Below are 22,395 nucleotides of genomic sequence, written 5' to 3'. Positions count from 1 at the left end.
TCTCCTTGAACCTGTTGGATATTACAGGGATTCGGCGTGATCGGCGAGATATTTGGCAACGCCCTCGGTGGTACCTTTCATGCCGGGTTTGCCTTGCCGCCAACCTGCCGGGCAGACTTCGCCATGTTTGAGGAAGAATTGCAGGGCATCGACCATGCGCAACATTTCGTCGATGTCACGACCCAAGGGCAAGTCATTCACCACCTGATGCCGGACAACTCCCTCTGGATCAATCAAGAAAGAGCCGCGCAGTGAGATGCCAGGGCCGCAGAGGAGATCATAGGCGGTTGAGATCTCTTTGGAGATGTCAGCCACCATGGGATAGCGCAGTTGTCCAACACCACCTTGATTGACCGGGGTGTTTTTCCAGGCCAAGTGGGTGAAGTGGGAGTCGATGGAGACGCCAATCACTTCCACATCGCGATTTTTGAACTCTTGCAGGCGGTGATCAAAGGCAATCAATTCAGAGGGGCAGACAAAGGTGAAGTCCAATGGATAGAAGAAAAGAACAACAAATTTGCCACGATAGTCGGAGAGACGAAAATCGGGTTTGATGCTATTATCAGGCATAACCGCATTGGCGGTAAAATCGGGGGCCGGTTTGGTGACCAGTACGCTCATGGAACAAATCTCCTGTTTATCGAAAGCAAAGTTTGGTCTGCGCGGATGCTGTGAAAGTGTGCATCCAATTGAAGGAGATTGTGGCAATTTTGTAGCTTTTCGTCAAGGAAAAAAAATGATATATCAACAAATATGTTTTTATGTCGTCAAAGAAGGTGGGTAAAGCCTGTAAGGAGGAGTGCCGGATGATCAGTAATCTGGTTGGGACGCGGATACGAGCTATTCGGGGACAGAGGAAGAAGACGCAACAACAGTTGGCAGATTTGGCTGGCATACCGCGCGCAACCTTGGCGTCGGTAGAGCGAGACGATGCCAATCCGAGTTTGGCCGTGGTATTCAAGATAGCCACGGCGTTAGGAATGACCATCGATGATTTGGTGGAGTCGGAGCAGCGGCGGATTCAGCATGTCAGCAGGGAGGCGATGCGACGGAGCAGTTCCGGGGATGGCGCCTATCAAGCGGTAACCGTATCACCTCCGGGTGCGTTTCATTTCAGTCAACTGACCTTTCGCTTGTCAGGGCAGGGTACCTATCCGGGAGTGCCGCATCCTCCTGGCAGCGAAGAGTATTTGCATGTATTGGAAGGTGAAGTAGAATTGGAGGTTGCGGGCGAGCATTTATTGGTGCGGAAAGGGGAGAGTGCCGCCTTTCAGGGCAATGTGCGTCACAGTTATCGCAACCCTGGTGTGCAGGAGAGTTGGGCGGTAGTGACCATACTGGAGGGGGTAGGGAAAGATAATTTTGAATAGAGATGCAGAATCTCTTGACATTGGAAAGAACAACGGGTAAGACTAGCGGGCTCTTGAGGATGTCCCTTGTGGAGGGGTTCCCAAGCGGTCAAAGGGAGCAGACTGTAAATTTGCCGGCTCAGCCTTCGAAGGTTCGAATCCTTCCCCCTCCACCATAGATATACTGCACTGGTGTAGATATTGAGGAATGGCGCTCCTCTTTGACTGTATAGAGATTGTGATGATCGGCAGAGCCTAAACGGTAAAAGATCATTGTAAAATAGAGATGATGCGGGTGTAGTTCAGTGGTAGAACGTCAGCCTTCCAAGCTGAACATGGGGGTTCGATTCCCCCCATCCGCTCCAAGATTGCAGAGCTAAGCCCATATAGCTCAGTCGGCAGAGCACTTCCTTGGTAAGGAAGAGGTCAACGGTTCGAATCCGTTTATGGGCTCCATAAAATGCAGTACCAAGATGATGTGTGAACACGAAGCGATTCTGGATAGAGTTGGATTTTTTAGCAACCCCACCGGGAGGAAACTGGAATGGCAAAGGCCAAATTTGAGCGCAACAAGCCTCATGTAAACATCGGCACCATTGGTCACGTTGACCATGGTAAGACGAGTCTGACGGCGGCGATCACCAAGATTCTTGCCGAGACGGGTGGAGCAATTTATACAGCATACGATCAAATCGACTCGGCTCCCGAAGAGAAGGCTCGTGGTATCACGATTTCGACCGCGCATGTGGAGTATCAAACCAAAAGTCGGCACTATGCCCATGTGGACTGCCCAGGTCACGCGGACTATATCAAGAACATGATCACCGGTGCGGCACAGATGGATGGCGCAATCCTGGTGGTCTCCGCAGCCGATGGTCCGATGCCGCAAACTCGTGAGCATATCCTGCTGGCTCGTCAGGTAGGTGTTCCGGCCTTGGTTGTGTTCATGAACAAGGCTGACATGGTGGATGATCCTGAGCTGCTGGAGCTGGTAGAGCTGGAGGTTCGTGAGCTGTTGTCACAGTATGATTTTCCCGGCGATGAGGTGCCGATTGTGGTTGGTTCGGCGCTGAAGGCTCTGGAAGGTGATACCGGTGACTTGGGTCGCAATGCCATCTTGAAGCTGATGGATGCGGTGGATGCCTATATTCCACAACCAGAGCGTGCTTTGGATGGCGCATTCCTGATGCCGATCGAAGATGTCTTCACCATCTCCGGACGTGGTACAGTGGTGACCGGTCGTGTCGAACGTGGCGTTATCAAGGTAGGTGAGCAGGTACAGGTTGTGGGTATTCGTCCGACCACCAGTTCAACCTGCACAGGTGTGGAGATGTTCCGCAAACTGTTGGATCAAGGTCAGGCCGGAGACAATGTGGGTGTGTTGTTGCGTGGTATCAAGCGTGAGGATGTGCAACGTGGTCAGGTGTTGGCCAAGCCAAACTCGATCACTCCGCATACCAAATTCAAGGCAGAGTGCTATATCCTGACCAAAGAAGAGGGTGGCCGTCACACTCCGTTCTTCAGCAACTATCGTCCGCAATTCTATTTTCGGACTACCGATGTGACTGGAGTTTTGAGCTTGGCAGAAGGTACAGAGATGGTCATGCCAGGTGATAATGTCTCCATGACCGTGGAGTTGATTGCGCCGATTGCCATGGAGAAGGGGTTGCGCTTTGCTATTCGTGAAGGCGGCCGTACCGTTGGTGCTGGCGTTGTTTCGGAGATTATTGCCTAAGCTTGCCATAGCGGCTTAACGGGCGTTTTGGAGTCCAGGAATGCGTGATTTAATCAGTCTGAGTTGCGAAGAGTGCAAACGACGCAACTATACGACGGACAAAAACAAAAAAAACAAGCCGGAAAAGATGGCTTTGCGTAAGTTTTGTCCGTTTTGTCGCAAACACACCCTTCACAAAGAAGGTAAAATCAAGTAGCCTTGAGGGTTGTGTTTTGGGGGCCTTGGAGGACAGTAGCTCAATTGGCAGAGCATCGGTCTCCAAAACCGACGGTTGGGGGTTCGATTCCCTCCTGTCCTGCCACTCCAGAGGTCACATGGCCCGCAGGCATTGGGTTTGCGGAGAGCACTGCTTGGGCAGGCTGAGTAGTATGGGTCTGCACAAAAGATGGGGGAAGCAACCCGGGGAAGGATAGGCAGGAAGGGCCTGAAAGAAGGATGAATCCGTCATTGATGGAGCGCGTTGCGCAACTCAAGCAGTATTTGGTGGACGTTCGGACCGAAGCCCGGAAGGTAGTTTGGCCCACCCGCAAAGAGACAACACAGACAACAATTGTGGTATTCAGCATGGTTGTTCTGGTTTCGTTGTTTCTGTGGGTAGTGGATGCCCTACTGGCACTGGTGGTGCAGTGGGTATTAGGTTAAGGGAACGTCATACGGCAATAGGATGTTCCTGCAACCCAGGAAAGAAAACAGGTTCCGGTGCTTAGGCTGACCAGCGAGAGTTTCCATGGCAAAGAAGTGGTATGTCATTCACACCTATTCCGGTTTTGAGAAGAAGGTTAAGAGTGCGATTGAAGAGCGTGTCCGCATAGAGGGCAAAGGGGATCTCTTTGAGGAGATTCTGGTGCCCGCTGAGGATGTGGTCGAATTGCGCATGGGTAAAAAGGTCACGACGGAGCGTAAATTTTTTCCAGGCTATGTCTTGGTTAAAATGGACATGAATGATGCCACGTGGCATTTGGTCAACCAGATTCCCAAGGTAACCGGCTTTTTAGGTGGTGGTGGTCGTCCGCATGCGTTGAACGATCGTGAAGTAGAGAAGATACTGCAGCAGATGGAGGTCGGCACGGAGAAGCCGAAACCGAAGATCTCTTTTGCAGTCGGGGAGAGCATAAGGGTCACGGATGGACCTTTTGTCTCCTTCAATGGCATAGTGGAAGAGGTAGATGAGGATAAGACCCGGTTGAAGGTATCGGTATCGATCTTTGGGCGGGCAACCCTGGTAGAGTTGGATTTTGTGCAAGTTGAGAAGTTATAATTTTCTGGTGGTTGACTTGCAGTAACCTGGATTGCAAGGATTGGGGAAATGGCGAAGAAGATCACGGCGTATGTGAAGCTGCAGGTGTCTGCTGGGGCGGCCAAACCGAGTCCACCCATTGGACCGGCACTTGGTCAGCATGGGTTGAACATTATGGAGTTTTGTAAGAGCTTCAATCAGGCGACCCAGCATTTGGAACCGGGCAGTCCGACGCCGGTAGTGATAACGGTCTATCATGATCGTACCTTTACCTATGAGCTGAAGACACCTCCGGCTTCCTACTTGCTGCGCAAAGCGGCAGGAATGAGCAAGGGGGCGAAGACGCCTGGCAAGGGTGCTGCGACGGGCAAAATTACCTGGAATCAGATTGCCGAGATAGCACAGGTGAAGATGCCGGATCTGAATGCGATGGATTTGGAGGCGGCCAAAAAGACGATTGCTGGTACAGCCCGCTCCATTGGTTTGGAAATTGTCGGTTAGGAGAGATTCAGATGGCAAAACGGAGCAGACGGCTTGTCGCCATTCGGGAGCAGTTAGGACGGCGCGTACCAGGTTCATTAGTGGATGGGGTACACGATTTAAAGCTCTACGCCAACGCCAAGTTTGACGAGACAGTTGATATAGCGGTCAATTTGGGAGTAGACCCTCGGCATGCGGATCAGATGATTCGTGGTACAGTTGGCTTGCCGCATGGAACGGGTAAGGTTGTGCGCGTGTTGGCCTTTGCCAAAGGGGAAAAGGCACAAGAAGCGGAAGCTGCGGGAGCAGATTTTGTTGGTGCTGAGGATCTGGCGGAGAAGATTTTGGGTGGATGGTTGGATTTTGACCGTGTGGTGGCCTGTCCCGATGTGATGGGAGTAGTGGGTCGTTTAGGCCGTGTTTTGGGTCCACGTGGTTTGATGCCGAATCCAAAGTTGGGTACCGTGACCTTCGATATGACGCGCATCATCCAAGAGATCAAGGCGGGTCAAGTAGCCTTCCGTGTGGAAAAGACTGGTATTATTCATGCTGGAATCGGCAAAGCATCCTTTGCTGATGAAAAGCTGGTAGAGAATGCTCAAGCGTTGATTGAGCAGTTGAAGAAGATGCGGCCTGCAGCGGCCAAGGGTACCTATATCAAAAAGGTGACCTTAAGTTCAACCATGGGTCCTGGGATTCAGGTTGACGCTCGTAACGTATAAAACGAGTGGCAGTAAGATTGGGGTGAGAGAAGGGATCACCCTGATGCAAAGCTGGTCAGATGTTAGAGTTAATGCCCCTAGGAAGGAGGGTCTTCGGTGAACCAAACCGAAAAAGCGCGAGTTGTCGAAGAGGTCCGCCAAGATTTGGAGCGGGCGAGTGTGGTGATCGTCACCCGCTACCGGGGGTTGTCTGTGGCAGATATGACCCGGCTACGCCGGGAGATGTATGCGGCTGGCTCTCACTATCGTGTTATCAAGAATACCTTGGCGCGTCGTGCCACAGAGGGAACCCCTTTTGCAGGTGTTGCTCCCTTTTTGTCCGGTCCGACTGGGGTAGCGATTTCTGCGGATCCAGTAGCACCGGCGCGGGTCCTGACTGCTTTTGCCAAGAAAAATCCCATGTTGGAGATTGTGGGAGGAGTATTGAATGGCACGGTGGTCACGGCAGAAGGGGTGAGCGAACTGGCCAAGTTGCCCTCGAAAGAGGTATTGCTTGGCAAGTTGTTGGGCACGTTGATCGCGCCCATTCAGAATTTTGTGGGTGTGTTGGCGGCCGTTCCGGCTGGATTTGTCCGTGCCCTGGATCGGATTCGCGAGGCGAAAGAGGCCCCGAAGGCCGAATAATTTGTTAACGCAAACTAGCAAACGTTTTTATAGCGTTCTGGAGGAACAATAACATGGGAATTTCTAAAGAAGATTTGGTCAAAGCCATCGGTGAAATGACGGTGCTTGACTTGTCCGAATTGATTAAGATGCTGGAGACCACCTTTGGTGTGTCAGCGGCTGCGCCTGTGGGAGTGGTTGCTGTGGCTTCGTCTGAGAGTGCTGAGCCAGCAGAGAAGCCGGAAGAGCAGACTGAGTTCACCGTGATGTTGGTGGATGCCGGAGACAAAAAGATTCATGTGATCAAAGCAGTGCGTGCGATTACGGGATTGGGTCTGAAGGAGGCCAAGGATCTGGTTGAGGGTGCTCCCAAACCGGTTAAAGAGGCTGTCTCCAAGGAAGATGCTGAAAAGTTCCGGAAAGAGTTGGAAGAGTCCGGCGCGAAAGTGGAAATTAAGTAAAAAGACGTATCGGTCTTCATGTTACGTGTATAGACTGGAAACAGCCGGCACAAGGGTTGAGACCCTTGTGCCGGTTAGTTTGTTTGTTGAACACGGAACGTGTGATGGGGGGCGATATGTTGATTGGCACGGCACACCCTGACAGATGGAGTTCCGATGGCTCTGACCTTCACCGAAAAAAAGCGGCTGCGTAAGAATTTTGGCCGCATTCCGACCATCATTGACATTCCCGATCTTATTGCTATCCAGAAGCGATCATTTGAGCGATTTCTGCAGGAGGGAATCGCGACGCAAAGCCGTGATGATTATGGTCTACATGGCGTTTTTATATCCGTTTTCCCGATCCAGGATTATGCGGGCACCCTGAGCTTGGAGTATGTCAGCTATCAGTTGGGTGAACCCAAGTATGAGATGGATGAATGTTTGCAACGGGGAATGACCTTTTCTGCACCGTTGAAGGTGGTTTTTCGTTTGATAGTCTGGGAAGAGAACGAAGATACCGGTACCAAGATGGTGCGCGAGGTCAAAGAGCAAGAGGTCTATTTGGGTGACCTGCCTCTGATGACCCCGACGGGTACCTTTATTGTCAATGGTACAGAGCGGGTGGTGGTTTCGCAGATGCACCGCTCGCCAGGTGTCTTTTTTGATCATGACAAAGGCAAAACGCACAGCAGCGGCAAATTTCTCTTCAATGCCCGGATTATTCCCTATCGTGGATCCTGGTTGGATTTTGAATTTGATCCTCGTGATATACTGTTCACGCGCATTGACCGTCGGCGTAAACTGCCGGTAACCACCCTGTTGCGTGCCATGGGCATGCAATCAGAAGAGATTTTGAGCCGGTTTTATGAAGTAGACCGTTATCGCAAAGTGGGTGTGGTTTGGGAAAAGAAATTGATTGCCGAGCGTTTGCAAGGGAGTCGTCCCAACTATGCGATTGTGGATCCCAGCAGTGGCGAAGAGTTGGTCAAGGCCAAAGGGCGAATCACCGTGCGCACCATTCGGCGCTTGGAGGCTTTGGGGTTGGAGTGGTTGCAGGTTCCGACCGAAGATTTGATCGGCCGCTTTGTGGCGCGTGATATTCGCATTGGTCAGAGCGATGAAATATTGGAAGCAGGTACAGAGATCAGCGATGCGTTGCTGACCCGCTTTGAAGAGATTGGAATTACCGATGTTGAGGTGTTGTTTATCGACAACGCCACTGTCGGGCCCTATCTGCGCAACACATTGACCAGTGATAAAAATCAGACAGTAGAAGAGGCATTGATCGATATCTATCGGATGATGCGTCCTGGTGAACCGCCAACCATTGAGGCGGCTACCGCACTGTTTGAGAGTCTCTTTTTTGATGCAGATCGCTATGACTTATCCACTGTCGGACGGATGAAGTTAAATAAGCGTTTGGGGATTCAGTGTGATCTGGATGTTCGTGTGTTGCACAAAGAAGATATTCTTGGGGTGATCGACATCCTGTTGAAGCTCAAAGATGGTCATGGCAAGGTGGATGATATTGACCATTTAGGCAACCGTCGGGTACGTTCTGTGGGCGAGTTGTTGGAAAATCAGGTGCGCATTGGTTTGGTGCGCATGGAGAGGGCGATTAGAGAGCGGATGTCATCGGCGGATGCAGAGACATTGATGCCGCATGATATTATGAACTCAAAGCCTTTTTCGGCAGTGATTCGCGAATTTTTTGGGTCGAGCCAGTTGTCGCAATTCATGGATCAGACCAATCCGTTGTCGGAAATTACCCACAAACGGCGTTTGTCGGCATTGGGTCCGGGGGGTATGACCCGGGAGCGGGCGGGATTTGAAGTGCGTGACGTGCATCCGACCCATTATGGACGCATCTGTCCGATTGAGACTCCGGAAGGACCAAACATTGGTTTGATCAACAGTCTGTCGACCTATGCGCAGATCAATGAGTTTGGCTTTATCGAGAGTCCGTATCGCCGAGTGGAAGAGGGCCGGGTTACCGATCAGGTGGACTATTTGTCGGCGATTGAAGAGGAAAACTATATCATTGCCCAGGCCAATGCAGAGTTGGACCGTCAGGGACGTTTGACTGGTGAGCTGGTGCAGTGTCGTCATATGTTGGAATTTACGGTTTCTACCCCGGATCGTATCCAATATATGGATGTGTCACCCAAGCAGATTGTTTCGGTGGCTGCCGCTTTGATCCCCTTTTTGGAAAATGACGATGCCAACCGGGCGCTGATGGGTTCCAACATGCAGCGTCAGGCCGTGCCTTTGTTACGTACCGATGCACCGTTGGTGGGAACGGGAATGGAGGCGGTGGTTGCGCGCGATTCGGGAGTGGCGATAGTTTGTCGGCGCACTGGAATTGTCGAAGAGGTGGAAGCAGCACGTATTGTGATCAAAGCCGATGACAATCCGGCTTCGACCGAACCGGGTGTGGATATTTATAAGCTGACCAAATTTGCGCGTTCCAACCAGAACACCTGTATCAATCAGCGTCCACTGGTGCGTGCGGGCGATCGGGTCAGCAAAGGGGATATTATCGCCGATGGTTCCAGTACAGATTTGGGAGAGTTGGCCTTAGGTCGTAACGTTCTGGTCGCTTTTATGCCCTGGAATGGATACAACTTTGAAGACTCGATTTTGATTTCCGAGCGTTTGGTGCGCGATGATGTCTTTACCTCAATTCATATTGAAGAGTTTGAGGTGATGGCGCGTGATACCAAATTGGGGCCAGAAGAGATCACCCGTGACATGCCCAATGTCGGCGAAGATGCGCTGCGCAATTTGGATGATTCGGGAATTATTTTTGTCGGTGCCGAGGTCAAAGCCGGAGATATTCTGGTTGGCAAAGTGACTCCAAAAGGTGAGACGCAACTGACACCAGAGGAAAAATTGTTGCGGGCAATCTTTGGTGAAAAGGCATCCGATGTACGTGATACCTCTTTGCGTCTGCCTCCTGGTGTGGCTGGGACGGTGGTGGATGTACGGGTATTTTCACGTCGTGGTTTGGAAAAAGATGATCGGGCCAAGGCTATTGATCAGGAAGAGATAGCCCGTTTACAGAAAGATATGGTGGCAGAACGGCGGATTATCGAGCGGGATGCTGATGCGCGTATTCGTGGCATGCTGATTGGTAAATCGGTACGCGGTGGATCCGGCATTGCCACCGGTGAAGTCTTGACCAGCGAAATGTTGGATCGCCTGGGGTCGCGCCGTTGGAGCGGTTTGATTTTAGAGGATGATGCGGTTACCCAGCAGATTGAGTCGATCCGCGAGCAGGTGGATAAAGCGGCTTTGCGTTTGAAAAAGCGTTTTGACAGCAAGGTTGAAAAGCTGGAACGTGGAGATGATCTGCCTCCTGGTGGCTTGAAGATGGTCAAGGTCTATGTGGCGGTCAAGCGCAAGTTGCAGCCTGGGGATAAGATGGCCGGACGTCACGGCAACAAGGGTGTGATTTCCAAGATCAATCCGGTAGAGGATATGCCCTATTTGGAAGATGGTACGGCCGTGGATTTGGTGTTGAATCCTCTGGGTGTGCCTTCGCGTATGAATGTGGGACAGATTCTGGAGACCCATTTGGGATGGGCTGCCAAAGGTTTAGGCAAGCGTATCGGTGAAATGCTGGAACGTTATCGTGAGGGAGTGATGGCCCTGCACGATGTCCGTGAGATGATGGGAACAATTTATACCAACCAGAAGCAGTCGCGCTCGATCAAGATGTTGAGTGATGGGGATTTGGAGCGACTGGCGGAGAATTTGGTTGATGGGGTTCCGGTTGCTACACCGGTGTTTGATGGTGCAGAGGAAAAAGATATTGTCACGCTGTTGGAGAAGGCTGGTTTGCCGGTATCCGGACAGGTTCAGTTGGTTGATGGACGGACAGGAGACAAATTTGATCGACCGGTAACGGTGGGTTATATCTATATTCTGAAGCTGCATCATCTGGTTGATGACAAGATTCACGCTCGTTCCATTGGACCCTATTCATTGGTGACCCAACAGCCTTTGGGTGGTAAGGCACAGTTTGGTGGTCAGCGTTTCGGAGAAATGGAGGTATGGGCACTGGAAGCCTATGGTGCCGCCTATACTTTGCAGGAGATGTTGACGGTCAAATCGGATGATGTGGCTGGTCGTACCAAGATTTATGAATCGATTGTCAAAGGCGATGGTACCTTTGAGGCTGGTATACCGGAATCCTTTAACGTGTTGATCAAGGAACTGCAATCCCTGGTTTTGGATGTTGAGTTGAAAACCGTGGAGTGACTCTATTGACACCGGAAAAGTCGGAGAAAATTGAGTGAATCAGAATATCTTCAAGCTTTTCTCCCGGCCTACGCTGGGGCAGAGTTTCAGTGGCATACGCATCTCAGTGGCTTCTCCTGAGAAGGTGCGATCCTGGTCTTTCGGAGAGGTAAAGAAACCGGAGACTATCAATTATCGGACCTTCAAACCGGAGCGTGATGGTCTGTTTTGTGCCAAAATTTTTGGTCCGATCAAGGATCATGAGTGTTTGTGCGGCAAATACAAACGTTTGAAACATCGTGGCGTCATCTGTGAAAAGTGTGGCGTTGAGGTGATTCAGTCCAAGGTACGCCGTGAGCGTTTAGGCCATATTGAGTTGGCTTCACCGGTAGCGCATATCTGGTTTCTGAAGTCGTTGCCGAGTCGGATCGGTTTGTTGTTGGATATGACCTTGAAGGATCTGGAACGGGTTCTTTATTTTGAGAACTTTGTGGTTCTGGAAGGGGGCATGACCCCTCTGAAGAGGGGCGAACTGCTGACGGAAGATCGCTATCACCAGGCGCTGGATGAGTATGGTGATGAGTTCAAGGCGGGAATAGGAGCCGAGGCGATTCGCGAGATGTTGAGCGCCATGGATATTCCCGGTGAAATTATCATGTTGCGTGCAGAACTGGGTGAAACCGGTTCCGAGGCGCGGCGCAAGAAAATTATCAAGCGGTTGCATACCCTGGAGGCATTTCAAGAGTCGGGAAATCGTCCGGAATGGATGATTTTGACTGTGATTCCGGTGATTCCGCCGGAGTTGCGGCCTTTGGTACCCTTGGATGGCGGACGTTTTGCCACTTCCGATTTGAATGATCTGTATCGTCGGGTGATCAATCGTAATAATCGCTTGCGCCGTTTGCATGAATTGCGGGCGCCGGACATCATCATTCGCAATGAAAAGCGGATGTTGCAAGAGTCGGTGGATGCGTTGTTTGATAATGGTCGGCGTGGTCGGGTGATCACTGGTACCAATAAACGACCGTTAAAATCGCTTTCGGAGATGCTCAAAGGCAAGCAGGGACGTTTTCGTCTCAACTTGCTGGGTAAGCGTGTTGACTATTCGGGACGCTCAGTGATCGTGGTCGGACCGGAGTTAAAGCTGCATGAATGCGGTCTGCCGAAGAAGATGGCTTTGGAGCTGTTCAAGCCATTTATTTATAATCGTTTGGAGGAGCGTGGACTCTCGACGACGATCAAAGCAGCCAAGAGAATGGTGGAGAAGGAGCGTCCTGAGGTTTGGGATATTTTGGAGGAGGTGATTCGTGAGCATCCAGTGTTGCTCAACCGGGCACCGACACTGCATCGTCTGGGTATTCAGGCTTTTGAGCCGAAGCTGATTGAAGGTAAGGCAATTCAACTGCATCCTTTGGTTTGTACGGCCTTTAATGCCGACTTTGATGGCGACCAGATGGCGGTACATGTACCGTTATCGATAGAGGCGCAGATTGAAGCCCGTGTGTTGATGATGTCGACCAACAACATTCTCTCTCCAGCCAATGGCAAGCCTATCATTGTTCCGACCCAAGATATCATTCTGGGTTTGTATTATATGACCCTGGAACGCCTCAATCAAAAAGGCGAGGGGATGACTTTTGCCTCTCCATTGGAGGTACGTCAGGCTTATGATTGTGGTGCGGTAGGATTGCAGGCGCGTATTCGCTGCCGCTATCGCGGAGTATTGGAAGAGACGACCACAGGGCGGATCTTGTTGACGGAGATCATTCCCGAGGCTGTTGGTTTTGCGCATGTCAACCGATTGCAAACCAAGAAGGAGGTAGCCAAACTGATTGACATGGTCTACCGTGCGTGTGGCACCAAAGAGACAGTGGTGTTTGCCGACCGTTTGATGACTATGGGCTTTACCTTTGCAGCCAAGGCGGGAATCTCCTTTGGTAAAGATGACTTGGTGATTCCACAGGCCAAAAAGCGTCTGGTGCGTGAGGCTCAGAATAAGGTGAAGGAGATGGAGCACCAATATTCTGAGGGCTTGATCACCGAGGGTGAGAAGTATAACAAGGTGGTTGATATTTGGTCGCAGTGCACCGAGCGGGTTGCAGAGGAGATGATGCGCGGAATCTCTTCGGTTGAGGTGGTGGATCATCAGGGTGTGAAACGAGAGCAGCCCTCTTTGAACTCTATTTATATGATGGCCAATTCGGGCGCCCGTGGTTCGGCGGCACAGATGCGGCAATTGGCAGGTATGCGTGGTTTGATGGCCAAACCGTCGGGCGAAATTATTGAGGCACCCATTACCGCCAATTTCCGTGAGGGGCTGACGGTGCTGCAATATTTTATCTCCACCCATGGTGCACGCAAAGGTTTGGCGGATACGGCATTAAAGACAGCCAATAGTGGTTATCTGACTCGTCGATTGGTGGATGTAGCGCAAGATTGTATTGTCCGGGAATTAGATTGCGGAACGGATGAGGGCTTGACCGCATTTGCCTTGGTGGAAGGAAATGATCTGGTTGAGACCTTGGGCGATCGCATTTTGGGACGGACGCCGTTGGTAGACGTTGTCGATCCGATTACAGACAGCTTGTTGGTCAAGGCTGGTCGGATCATGGACGAAGAGGATGTGGATCGGATAGAAAATTCCAATGTAGAATCGGTGTTGATGCGTTCGCCGCTGACCTGCAAAACCGAGCGTGGTGTCTGTGTCTTGTGTTATGGACGCGATTTGGCGCGTGGTATGGCGGTCACCATAGGGGAAGCGGTTGGGGTGATTGCGGCGCAAAGTATTGGTGAGCCGGGAACGCAATTGACCATGCGTACCTTTCACATCGGTGGTACGGCATCGCGTGCAGTGGAGCAATCTTCCATTGAGACTGTCAAGGGAGGCATGCTGCGTTATCACAATCTGAGCACGGTGACCGATCGCAATGGACGCTTTGTGGTATTGTCGCGGAATGGCGAGGTCACAGTACACGAGACACGGGGTGGTGAAGAGAGTCGAGATGCGGATCTGTTTGCCATTGGCCGTGAGCGTGAGCGCTATCGGGTACCCTATGGTGCACGCTTGACGGTGGCAGATGGAGGAGTCGCAGAGGCAGGTTCCATTTTGGCTGAGTGGGATCCCTTTGCGGTACCGATTATCACCGAGCGTCCTGGTAAGGTGCAGTATGGAGATTTGGTTGAAGGGGTAACGCTGCGCGAAGTGATGGATGAAGCGACAGGTTTGGTATCGCGTGAGGTGACGGAGTGGAAGAGTCACAGCCGTAAAGGGGATATGCGCCCACGCTTGACGTTGAAAGATCCGGTGACCGGCGAGACATTGGTTTTAGGAAGTGGCGCTGAAGTGCGCTATTTTCTGCCTGTGGGTGCGGTGATTGTGGTCCATGAAGGGGATATGGTACAGGCGGGTGATATTATCGCCAAGATGCCACGCAAGAGTTTGAAGACACGTGACATTACCGGAGGTCTGCCGCGTGTGGTGGAACTCTTTGAGGCCCGCAAGCCCAAAGAGTTTGCCATTATTGCCGAGATTGACGGTGTAGTCACATTTGGTAAAGATTTGAAGGGTAAGCGACGCATTATCATCACGCCGGAGGTGGGTGAGCCCCAAGAATATTTTCTCCCCAAGGGCAAACAGTTGGCGGTCAATGATGGAGACTGGGTACGGCGAGGTGAGTCCTTGATGGAGGGCTCCCCGGTGCCGCAGGATATTTTGAAGGTTTTGGGCTTGGAAGCGTTGTGCCGATTTATGGTCAACGAGATCCAAGAGGTGTACCGTTTGCAGGGTGTGAAGATAAACGACAAGCATATTGAGGTGATTGTGCGGCAAATGCTGCAGAAGGTCACAGTCAAGACGCCTGGGGATACTATTTTTGTGGTTGGCGAGTCGGTAGAGCGCTCAATCTTTAGTTCGGAAAATGAGCGTGTACAGATGCGTGGCGGGGAAGTGGCAGTAGGTTATCCGCAACTTCTGGGCATTACCAAGGCTTCATTGTCTACTCCATCGTTTATTTCAGCAGCCTCGTTCCAAGAGACGACGCGAGTTTTGACAGAAGCAACGGTTGCTGGGCGAGTGGATACCTTGACCGGCTTAAAAGAGAATGTTATTGTTGGCCGCTTGGTGCCTGCTGGTACCGGGAGAATACGCTAAACAATAGCGGACGCAGTAAGCAAACCAGGTATGGGAAGAGAGCATTGGCGATCCTGCAGTTCCCTCCCGGAGTAAGTTAGGAAAAAAGAGGGAAAGCGGTACGATTAGGATTGACAATTTTCTTTTATGAGTTATCATGGGGGGCTTTCCGAGAATGGCTTCCCGAAGTAGAGAGTGTGGAGAGATTAAGGACAATGCCTACCGTCAACCAGTTGGTTCGTATCGGGCGTCACTCGCAGCACAAGAAGACGAATGTTCCGGCAATGGAGGCATGTCCTCAAAAACGCGGGGTTTGTACTCGTGTCTATACCACGACCCCGAAAAAGCCGAACTCAGCTTTGCGTAAAGTTGCCCGTGTGCGTTTAACGAATGGACATGAAGTGACTGTCTACATTCCTGGTGAAAGCCACAACCTCCAGGAGCACTCAGTAGTTTTGGTGCGTGGTGGACGTGTGAAGGACTTGCCCGGTGTGCGTTATCACATTATCCGCGGTGCGCTGGATACACAGGGAGTCAAAAATCGCAAGCAGGGTCGTTCCTTGTATGGAGCCAAACGTCCCAAATAGTTTGGGGCTGATTGGTGTTGATAGAAATTTTGGTCTGTATGGTTGAGGGTAAGGAGTAGAGGTTATGTCCAGACGCCGCGATGTACCCAAGCGTGAGGTAATCGGCGATCCCGCGTATGGTGATCCTTTGGTGAGCAAGTTCATGAACTGCATCATGAAGGATGGCAAGAAAGCGTTAGCTGAACGTGTATTCTATGGTGCATTGCAGGTTGTGGCGGACAGAACGAAGCAGGATCCCGTACAGATTTTTAAGGATGCCGTTGACAATACTCGTCCACTGGTAGAGGTTCGGGCCCGTCGTGTAGGTGGTGCTACCTATCAGGTTCCGGTGGAAGTGCGCCCCAGTCGCAGACAGGCATTGGCAGTACGTTGGCTGGTTGGTTATGCACGTAAGCGTTCGGAAAAAACGATGCGCGAAAAGTTGGCGGCTGAGTTGATTGAAGCTGCGGCTGGTCGCGGGGCAACCGTGAAAAAGCGGGATGAGACCCATCGTATGGCCGAAGCGAATAAAGTATTTGCTCATTATCGCTGGTAGTAAGTGATAGTTGAGTTGGGAAAAATAGACGGTCAATGGATAAGCGGTAACTGAGCTGATTCCGGGGATAGGTGAATAGAGTGGCCAGGGAAATACCACTTACGCGGGTTCGCAATATTGGCATCATGGCACACATTGATGCGGGAAAAACGACGGTGACGGAGCGTATACTCTACTATACCGGTCGCTCGCACAAATTGGGTGAGGTCCATGAGGGTACTGCAACCATGGACTGGATGGAGCAAGAGCAAGAGCGTGGTATTACCATTACCTCAGCGGCTACTACATGCTTTTGGAAAAACCATCGCATCAATATTATTGATACACCTGGTCATGTTGACTTCACCATTGAAGTTGAGCGTTCACTGCGTGTATTGGACGGAGCGGTAGCGGTTTTTTGTTCTGTTGGTGGAGTGCAACCACAATCGGAGACGGTTTGGCGGCAAGCTGACAGATATGGTGTTCCGCGCATTGCTTTCGTCAACAAGATGGACCGGATGGGAGCAGATTTTCAACGTGTTTTGCGCATGATGCGTGATCGCTTGGGAGCTCGTGCCATAGCGTTGCAACTGCCCATTGGTGCCGAAGAAAATTTTCGCGGTATGGTAGACTTGGTAACGCGCACTGCTTATGTTTTTGATGAAGATTCGCTGGGTGCGACGTTTAAAGAGATGCCAATCCCTGCAGATATGAAAGATATGGTTGACGAGTATCGCGAAGAGTTGCTGGAAACAGCACTTGAACAAGATGATGAGCTGATGGAGCGCTATCTTGAGGGCGGACAAATCAGCACAGCAGAATTCAAGACGTGTATTCGCAAAGGTGTACTGACCAGTTCGTTTGTGCCAGTGATTTGCGGATCAGCTTTTAAAAATAAGGGTGTGCAACCTTTACTGGATTCTGTTGTTGACTATTTTCCAGCACCGAGCGATATTCCGCCAGTAGAAGGTGATGCGCTCAATAAAGAGTTGAAGATTACTCGGCAATCGACGGATGAAGAGCCCTTTTCCGCTCTGGCATTCAAGATTATGACCGATCCTTTCGTCGGAAGTTTGACTTTTTTCCGTGTCTATTCTGGAACATTGGAAGCAGGTTCCTATGTCCTGAATTCGACAAAAGAGAAAAAAGAGCGGATTGGCCGTGTGATGTTGATGCACGCCAACAAGCGTGAGGATGTCAAAGAGGTACGGGCTGGTGATATTGCAGCGGCGGTGGGACTCAAATATACCACCACAGGAGATACCCTGTGTGATGCCGATAAGCCGCTGATTTTGGAAAAGATGAATTTCCCGGTACCGGTGATTTCGATTGCCATTGAGCCGAAGACCAAAGCAGACCAGGAGAAGATGGGTATTGCGCTGGGACGTTTGGCTCAAGAGGATCCATCGTTCAAAGTGGCGGTTGATCATGAGACCAATCAGACCATCATTTCCGGTATGGGTGAGCTGCATCTGGAAATTCTGGTTGATCGCATGCAGCGTGAGTTCAAGGTGGAAGCAAACGTCGGCAAGCCACAGGTTGCCTACCGTGAAACCATCAGCAAGACAGTGGACTCCGAAGGCAAGTTTGTCAGACAGTCTGGTGGTCGTGGGCAGTTCGGTCATGTATGGCTGAAGATTGAGCCGATGGAACCAGGTTTTGGTTATAAGTTTGTCGATGCCATTAAAGGTGGTGTGGTACCCAAAGAGTATATCCCGGCTGTTGCCAAGGGTATTGAAGAGGCGCTGAACAGTGGTGTCAAGGCTGGTTACCCGGTTGTAGACTTGCAGGTAACCTTGTTTGAGGGTTCCTACCATGAGGTGGACTCATCGGAAATGGCCTTCAAAGTAGCAGCCTCAATGGGATTCAAAGAGGGATGCCGGAAAGCCAGCCCGGTTTTGTTGGAACCGATTATGGTAGTAGAAGTTGAGGTTCCTGAGGAGTATATGGGTGACGTGATTGGTGACCTGAACTCCCGTCGTGGCAGCATTATTGGCATGGATTCAGTAGGTGGAAATCAATTGGTCAAGGCGATGGTGCCGTTGGCCAATATGTTTGGATATTCGACGGATGTTCGTTCCATGTCACAAGGACGGGCGACGTTCACGATGCAGTTTGATCATTATGAGCAGGTTCCGAGTTCGATTGCCGAAGAGATAGCGGCAAAAGCAAAGGGCTAAGGGATAGAGAAGATGGCAAAGGCTAAATTTGAGCGCAACAAGCCTCATGTTAACATCGGCACCATTGGTCACGTGGACCATGGCAAAACCAGTCTGACGGCAGCGATCACCAAGATCTTGGCTGAGACAGGTGGAGCGATTTATACAGCTTATGATCAAATTGACTCGGCACCAGAAGAGAAGGCTCGTGGTATCACGATTTCCACAGCCCATGTGGAATATCAAACCAAAAGCCGTCACTATGCCCATGTGGACTGCCCTGGTCATGCAGACTATATCAAGAACATGATCACTGGTGCCGCACAGATGGATGGTGCAATCCTGGTGGTCTCTGCAGCCGATGGTCCGATGCCACAAACTCGTGAGCATATCCTGTTGGCACGTCAGGTGGGCGTTCCAGCCTTGGTAGTGTTCATGAACAAGGCAGACATGGTGGATGATCCTGAGTTGCTGGAATTGGTAGAGCTGGAGGTTCGCGAACTGCTGTCGCAGTATGATTTTCCTGGCGATGAGGTGCCGATTGTAGTTGGCTCAGCATTGAAGGCTCTGGAAGGTGATACCGGTGACTTGGGTCGCAATGCCATCTTGAAGCTGATGGATGCGGTGGATGCCTATATTCCACAACCAGAGCGTGCTTTGGATGGGGCATTCCTGATGCCGATTGAAGATGTCTTTACCATCTCAGGACGTGGTACAGTGGTGACCGGTCGTGTAGAGCGTGGCGTCATCAAGGTAGGTGAACAGGTTCAGGTAGTGGGTATTCGTCCGACCACCAGTTCGACCTGCACAGGTGTGGAGATGTTCCGCAAACTGTTGGATCAAGGTCAGGCTGGTGACAATGTGGGTGTGTTGTTGCGTGGTATCAAGCGTGAGGATGTGCAACGTGGTCAGGTGTTGGCAAAGCCCAACTCGATCACTCCACATACCAAATTCAAGGCAGAGTGCTACATTCTGACCAAGGAAGAGGGTGGTCGGCACACACCATTCTTCAGCAACTACCGTCCGCAATTTTATTTTCGTACCACCGATGTGACCGGAGTTCTGAGTTTGGCTGAAGGAACGGAGATGGTTATGCCGGGAGACAATGTATCGATGACTGTGGAGTTGATTGCCCCAATCGCCATGGAGAAGGGATTGCGGTTTGCCATCCGTGAGGGTGGACGCACCGTTGGGGCTGGTGTTGTTTCGGAAATTATTGCGTAACTTGCGTTTTGCGTTGCGCGTTTGATGTTGAATAACACGGTCTGACGGAAGCAAGATCGGAAGAACGCTGGGGCGAATCTGAATGGAAAACCAGAAAATACGTATTCGGTTAAGGGCCTTTGATCACCGGATTTTGGATCAATCGACGGGAGAGATTGTCCAGACTGCCCGTCGGACGGGAGCCGAGATTCGAGGTCCGATTCCCTTGCCGACCAAAATCAGTCGGTGGACCGTTCTTAAGTCTCCTCACGTGGATAAAAAATCCCGTGAGCAGTTTGAGATTCGGACGCATAAGCGGGTGATTGATATCATCAACCCCACGCCACAGACGGTTGACGCGCTGATGAAGTTGGATTTGGCCGCTGGGGTGAATGTAGAGATTAAGCTGTAGCGGATACCGGGTTCGGATCAGAGATCACTCTGGTAAAAGAGTGGTGGTGAGAGCGGGCTGGAAATTGCGAAAGAGAGAGGATCTGGAATGCGTGCGGGATTGATAGGCCGGAAGCTAGGGATGACCCGTATATTTACCGACGAAGGCAAAAGCTGGCCGGTAACGGTATTGCAAGCTGGGCCATGTCATGTCGTTGGCATTAAGCGTGTGGAAACCCATGGCTATAATGCAGTGCAACTTGGCTTTGAAGAGATGAAACCTTCACGTGGCAAAAAGCCAGTGAAGGGTGTATACGCCAAGGCCAATGTTACACCGAAGAGAGTCATGCGTGAGTTTCGTGTGGATGACTGCTCACAGTATGAGATCGGACAGGCACTGACAGTAGATCTGTTTCCGATAAATCAGCAGGTTGATGTAACCGGGCAGAGTGTTGGTAAGGGATTTGCCGGTGTTATGAAACGCTGGGGATTTCATGGAGGCAGAGCGACACATGGTACACATTTGACGCACCGCTCTCCTGGCTCCATCGGACAGTGTCAAACACCTGGACGAGTCTTCAAGAACAAGAAGATGGCTGGGCAGATGGGTGACGCGCGCGTTACCGTACAAAATTTAGTTGTTACGGTGGCAGATGCAGAGCGTAACCTATTGGTAGTCAAAGGCAGTGTTCCCGGTGCAAAGGGGTCAGTAGTTATGATCCGGGATGCCGTCAAAGGTGCAGATAAATCCTGATAAGGTTCTGGGAACATGATTGAGATACCAGTGGTAGATGCGGGCAACCAAGAGTTGCGCCGGGTAGAGGTAGAAGAGGCAATATTTGCACGTGAGATTCGTACAGATATTGTGGCGCGTATGGTCAATTATCAATTGGCCGGACGTCGTGGAGGTAATGCCTCAACAAAGCGTCGTTCTGAGGTTTCTGGTGGTGGAAAGAAACCCTATCGGCAAAAAGGCACAGGAAATGCGCGGCAAGGTACAGCACGAGCTCCGCAATTTCGTACAGGTGGTATCGTATTCGGACCACAGCCGCATAGCTATGCACAAAAGCTGCCGAAAAAGGTACGACGCATGGCTTTGCAGATAGCCTTGACTGCAAAATTGCAGGCTGGTGAGCTGGTAATTGTAGAAGATTTTGGCTTGACAGAGATCAAGACTAAAGCGGCCAAAGCAGTGATGCAGAATCTGGGAATCGGTCGCTCAGGATTGGTGGTTCTTTCTGAGTCAAATCAGATTGTGGAGTTGTCGATTCGCAATTTGCCAGGTATCGATGTGATGCGCGTTGAGGGTGTTAACGTGTATGACTTGTTGGCCCATGAGAAGGTGATTATGACCGCTGAGGCCTTGAACCGGTTGCAGGAGAGATTGGCATGAGCGATCAAGGTGGGCTGTATCAGGTGCTGCAATCGCCTTGGGTAACAGAAAAAGCGACCTTTTGCCAAGGGCAAGGAAATCAAGTGATTTTCAAGGTTGCGCCAACGGCCAATAAGAGGCAGATCAAAGCAGCAGTAGAAAAAATGTTCAAGGTCGATGTGTTGGAAGTGCAGACCATGAATAGGAAGGGCAAAGAGAAGCGCTTAGGCCGGACAGTCGGGCAACGCAAGGATTGGAAGAAGGCGATTGTACGGTTAAAAGCCGGACAGACCATTGACTTTTTTGAGAAGACCTGACCGTTGCCGCTGAGGGATTAGGCTCTGCAGGGCAGAGATGGCGAAACAGCGAAAAGGGCCGGAGTGGTATCCATGGCATTAAAAAAATATCAGCCCACTTCTAATGGTAAGCGGGCGCAAGTATCAGTTGATTACCGTGGACTCTCGAAGGATGGACCAGAAGAGTCATTGGTTGTCGGTGCCGATAAGAGCGGTGGGCGCAACAGCTATGGACGCATGACTGTACGCCATCGTGGTGGTGGTCATAAGCGCCGTTATCGCATAGTTGATTTTCGGCGCAATAAGTTTGATATTCCGGCCAAAGTAGCAAGTTTGGAATATGATCCGAACCGGACAGCCTTCATCGCGTTGCTGAACTATGCAGATGGAGAGAAGCGCTATATCCTGGCACCGCAGCGTGTGCAGGTGGGCGATGAGTTGGTGGCAGGAAAAAATGTAGAGATCAAGCCTGGAAATGCTTTACCGTTGCGCAACATTCCGGTAGGAACAGTGGTGCATAATGTAGAGATGAAGCCGGAAAAGGGTGGGCAGATGGCGCGCTCAGCCGGCAGTCAAGCGCAGTTGATGGGCAAAGAGGGTAAATATGCCCAACTTAAATTGCCTTCAGGTGAAATGCGCTTGGTATTGCTTGATTGTATGGCAACAATTGGTCTGGTATCCAATCCTGACCATGGCAATGTCAAGATAGGAAAAGCGGGTCGCAAGCGTTGGTTGGGTTGGCGTCCGAGTGTTCGCGGTGTGGCGATGAATCCGGTGGATCATCCACACGGAGGAGGAGAAGGTCGGACATCGGGTGGACGACATCCTGTTACCCCATGGGGTGTACCGACGAAAGGCAAGAAGACTCGTGATGCGGATAAGCCGTCATCGCGGTTGATTATGCGTCGTCGTGGATGATGATCATTGAGAGGCA

The 22,395-nt window shown here is 51.1% G+C and carries 20 protein-coding genes, 4 tRNA genes and 1 pseudogene; 24 read left to right on the top strand and 1 reads right to left on the bottom strand.

What is annotated here, in order from left to right; translation table 11 throughout:
* Positions 1 to 21: 21 nt before the first annotated feature.
* Positions 22 to 621, bottom strand: a complete 600-nt coding sequence (locus EJP87_RS00765; protein ID WP_130469953.1) for a peroxiredoxin — start codon at positions 619 to 621, stop codon at positions 22 to 24.
* A 185-nt stretch (positions 622 to 806) separates the two neighbouring features.
* Here EJP87_RS00765 and EJP87_RS00760 point away from each other — a divergent pair, with 185 nt between their 5' ends.
* The 24 genes and pseudogenes from EJP87_RS00760 to rplB all read left to right on the top strand — a co-directional run bounded on the left by EJP87_RS00760 (position 807) and on the right by rplB (position 22,379).
* Positions 807 to 1,370, top strand: a complete 564-nt coding sequence (locus tag EJP87_RS00760) for a helix-turn-helix domain-containing protein (protein ID WP_193771022.1) — start codon at positions 807 to 809, stop codon at positions 1,368 to 1,370.
* 70 nt (positions 1,371 to 1,440) lie between these two features.
* Positions 1,441 to 1,525, top strand: a tRNA-Tyr gene (locus EJP87_RS00755).
* 115 nt (positions 1,526 to 1,640) lie between these two features.
* Positions 1,641 to 1,714: transfer RNA gene (locus tag EJP87_RS00750), tRNA-Gly, on the top strand.
* Between the two features lie 15 nt (positions 1,715 to 1,729).
* A tRNA-Thr gene (locus EJP87_RS00745) sits at positions 1,730 to 1,805 on the top strand.
* Positions 1,806 to 1,893: 88 nt separating this feature from the next.
* Entirely contained in the window at positions 1,894 to 3,084 is a 1,191-nt protein-coding gene (tuf, locus tag EJP87_RS00740; protein WP_130469941.1) for an elongation factor Tu, read from the top strand.
* Positions 3,085 to 3,124: 40 nt separating this feature from the next.
* The gene (gene rpmG / locus EJP87_RS00735; RefSeq protein WP_130469951.1) at positions 3,125 to 3,280 is read left to right on the top strand and encodes a 50S ribosomal protein L33; all 156 of its coding nucleotides are present in this window, start codon (positions 3,125 to 3,127) and stop codon (positions 3,278 to 3,280) included.
* 29 nt (positions 3,281 to 3,309) lie between these two features.
* Positions 3,310 to 3,385, top strand: a tRNA-Trp gene (locus tag EJP87_RS00730).
* Positions 3,386 to 3,567: 182 nt separating this feature from the next.
* Positions 3,568 to 3,726, top strand: coding sequence for a preprotein translocase subunit SecE (gene secE / locus EJP87_RS00725; protein ID WP_320412199.1), 159 nt, complete (start codon positions 3,568 to 3,570; stop codon positions 3,724 to 3,726).
* Between the two features lie 85 nt (positions 3,727 to 3,811).
* On the top strand, positions 3,812 to 4,342 hold the full coding sequence (gene nusG, locus EJP87_RS00720; protein WP_130469950.1) for a transcription termination/antitermination protein NusG: 531 nt from the start codon (positions 3,812 to 3,814) through the stop codon (positions 4,340 to 4,342).
* Between the two features lie 48 nt (positions 4,343 to 4,390).
* Positions 4,391 to 4,822, top strand: a complete 432-nt coding sequence (rplK, locus tag EJP87_RS00715; protein ID WP_130469949.1) for a 50S ribosomal protein L11 — start codon at positions 4,391 to 4,393, stop codon at positions 4,820 to 4,822.
* Between the two features lie 11 nt (positions 4,823 to 4,833).
* On the top strand, positions 4,834 to 5,523 hold the full coding sequence (rplA, locus tag EJP87_RS00710) for a 50S ribosomal protein L1 (RefSeq protein ID WP_130469948.1): 690 nt from the start codon (positions 4,834 to 4,836) through the stop codon (positions 5,521 to 5,523).
* Positions 5,524 to 5,619: 96 nt separating this feature from the next.
* On the top strand, positions 5,620 to 6,147 hold the full coding sequence (gene rplJ, locus EJP87_RS00705) for a 50S ribosomal protein L10 (protein WP_130469947.1): 528 nt from the start codon (positions 5,620 to 5,622) through the stop codon (positions 6,145 to 6,147).
* A gap of 53 nt (positions 6,148 to 6,200) precedes the next feature.
* Positions 6,201 to 6,587 (top strand): 50S ribosomal protein L7/L12, encoded by a 387-nt coding sequence (gene rplL, locus EJP87_RS00700; RefSeq protein ID WP_130469946.1) that lies wholly within the window; start codon positions 6,201 to 6,203, stop codon positions 6,585 to 6,587.
* 156 nt (positions 6,588 to 6,743) lie between these two features.
* Positions 6,744 to 10,832, top strand: a complete 4,089-nt coding sequence (rpoB, locus tag EJP87_RS00695) for a DNA-directed RNA polymerase subunit beta (protein ID WP_130469945.1) — start codon at positions 6,744 to 6,746, stop codon at positions 10,830 to 10,832.
* A gap of 34 nt (positions 10,833 to 10,866) precedes the next feature.
* Positions 10,867 to 14,949, top strand: a pseudogene (gene rpoC / locus EJP87_RS00690) (DNA-directed RNA polymerase subunit beta'); the annotation flags it as partial.
* A 206-nt stretch (positions 14,950 to 15,155) separates the two neighbouring features.
* A complete protein-coding gene (gene rpsL / locus EJP87_RS00685) occupies positions 15,156 to 15,527 on the top strand; it encodes a 30S ribosomal protein S12 (RefSeq protein ID WP_130469944.1) in 372 nt (123 codons plus the stop codon).
* A 64-nt stretch (positions 15,528 to 15,591) separates the two neighbouring features.
* Entirely contained in the window at positions 15,592 to 16,062 is a 471-nt protein-coding gene (rpsG, locus tag EJP87_RS00680; protein WP_130469943.1) for a 30S ribosomal protein S7, read from the top strand.
* Between the two features lie 80 nt (positions 16,063 to 16,142).
* Entirely contained in the window at positions 16,143 to 18,221 is a 2,079-nt protein-coding gene (gene fusA, locus EJP87_RS00675; RefSeq protein ID WP_130469942.1) for an elongation factor G, read from the top strand.
* Positions 18,222 to 18,233: 12 nt separating this feature from the next.
* Positions 18,234 to 19,424, top strand: a complete 1,191-nt coding sequence (gene tuf, locus EJP87_RS00670) for an elongation factor Tu (protein ID WP_130469941.1) — start codon at positions 18,234 to 18,236, stop codon at positions 19,422 to 19,424.
* A gap of 82 nt (positions 19,425 to 19,506) precedes the next feature.
* A complete protein-coding gene (gene rpsJ / locus EJP87_RS00665) occupies positions 19,507 to 19,815 on the top strand; it encodes a 30S ribosomal protein S10 (protein WP_130469940.1) in 309 nt (102 codons plus the stop codon).
* An 87-nt stretch (positions 19,816 to 19,902) separates the two neighbouring features.
* The gene (gene rplC / locus EJP87_RS00660) at positions 19,903 to 20,547 is read left to right on the top strand and encodes a 50S ribosomal protein L3 (RefSeq protein WP_130469939.1); all 645 of its coding nucleotides are present in this window, start codon (positions 19,903 to 19,905) and stop codon (positions 20,545 to 20,547) included.
* A 15-nt stretch (positions 20,548 to 20,562) separates the two neighbouring features.
* Positions 20,563 to 21,186, top strand: coding sequence for a 50S ribosomal protein L4 (rplD, locus tag EJP87_RS00655; RefSeq protein ID WP_130469938.1), 624 nt, complete (start codon positions 20,563 to 20,565; stop codon positions 21,184 to 21,186).
* Entirely contained in the window at positions 21,183 to 21,482 is a 300-nt protein-coding gene (rplW, locus tag EJP87_RS00650; protein ID WP_130469937.1) for a 50S ribosomal protein L23, read from the top strand. Before rplD ends, rplW begins: the two co-directional genes overlap by 4 nt.
* A 72-nt stretch (positions 21,483 to 21,554) precedes the next feature.
* The gene (gene rplB, locus EJP87_RS00645) at positions 21,555 to 22,379 is read left to right on the top strand and encodes a 50S ribosomal protein L2 (protein ID WP_130469936.1); all 825 of its coding nucleotides are present in this window, start codon (positions 21,555 to 21,557) and stop codon (positions 22,377 to 22,379) included.
* The last annotated feature ends 16 nt before the right edge of the window (positions 22,380 to 22,395 follow it).

The organism is Candidatus Magnetaquicoccus inordinatus (assembly GCF_004217665.1).
GTDB lineage: Bacteria > Pseudomonadota > Magnetococcia > Magnetococcales > Magnetaquicoccaceae > Magnetaquicoccus > Magnetaquicoccus inordinatus.
Note: the sequence above shows the minus strand (reverse complement) of the source record. Positions and strands in the feature narration are given on the sequence as shown.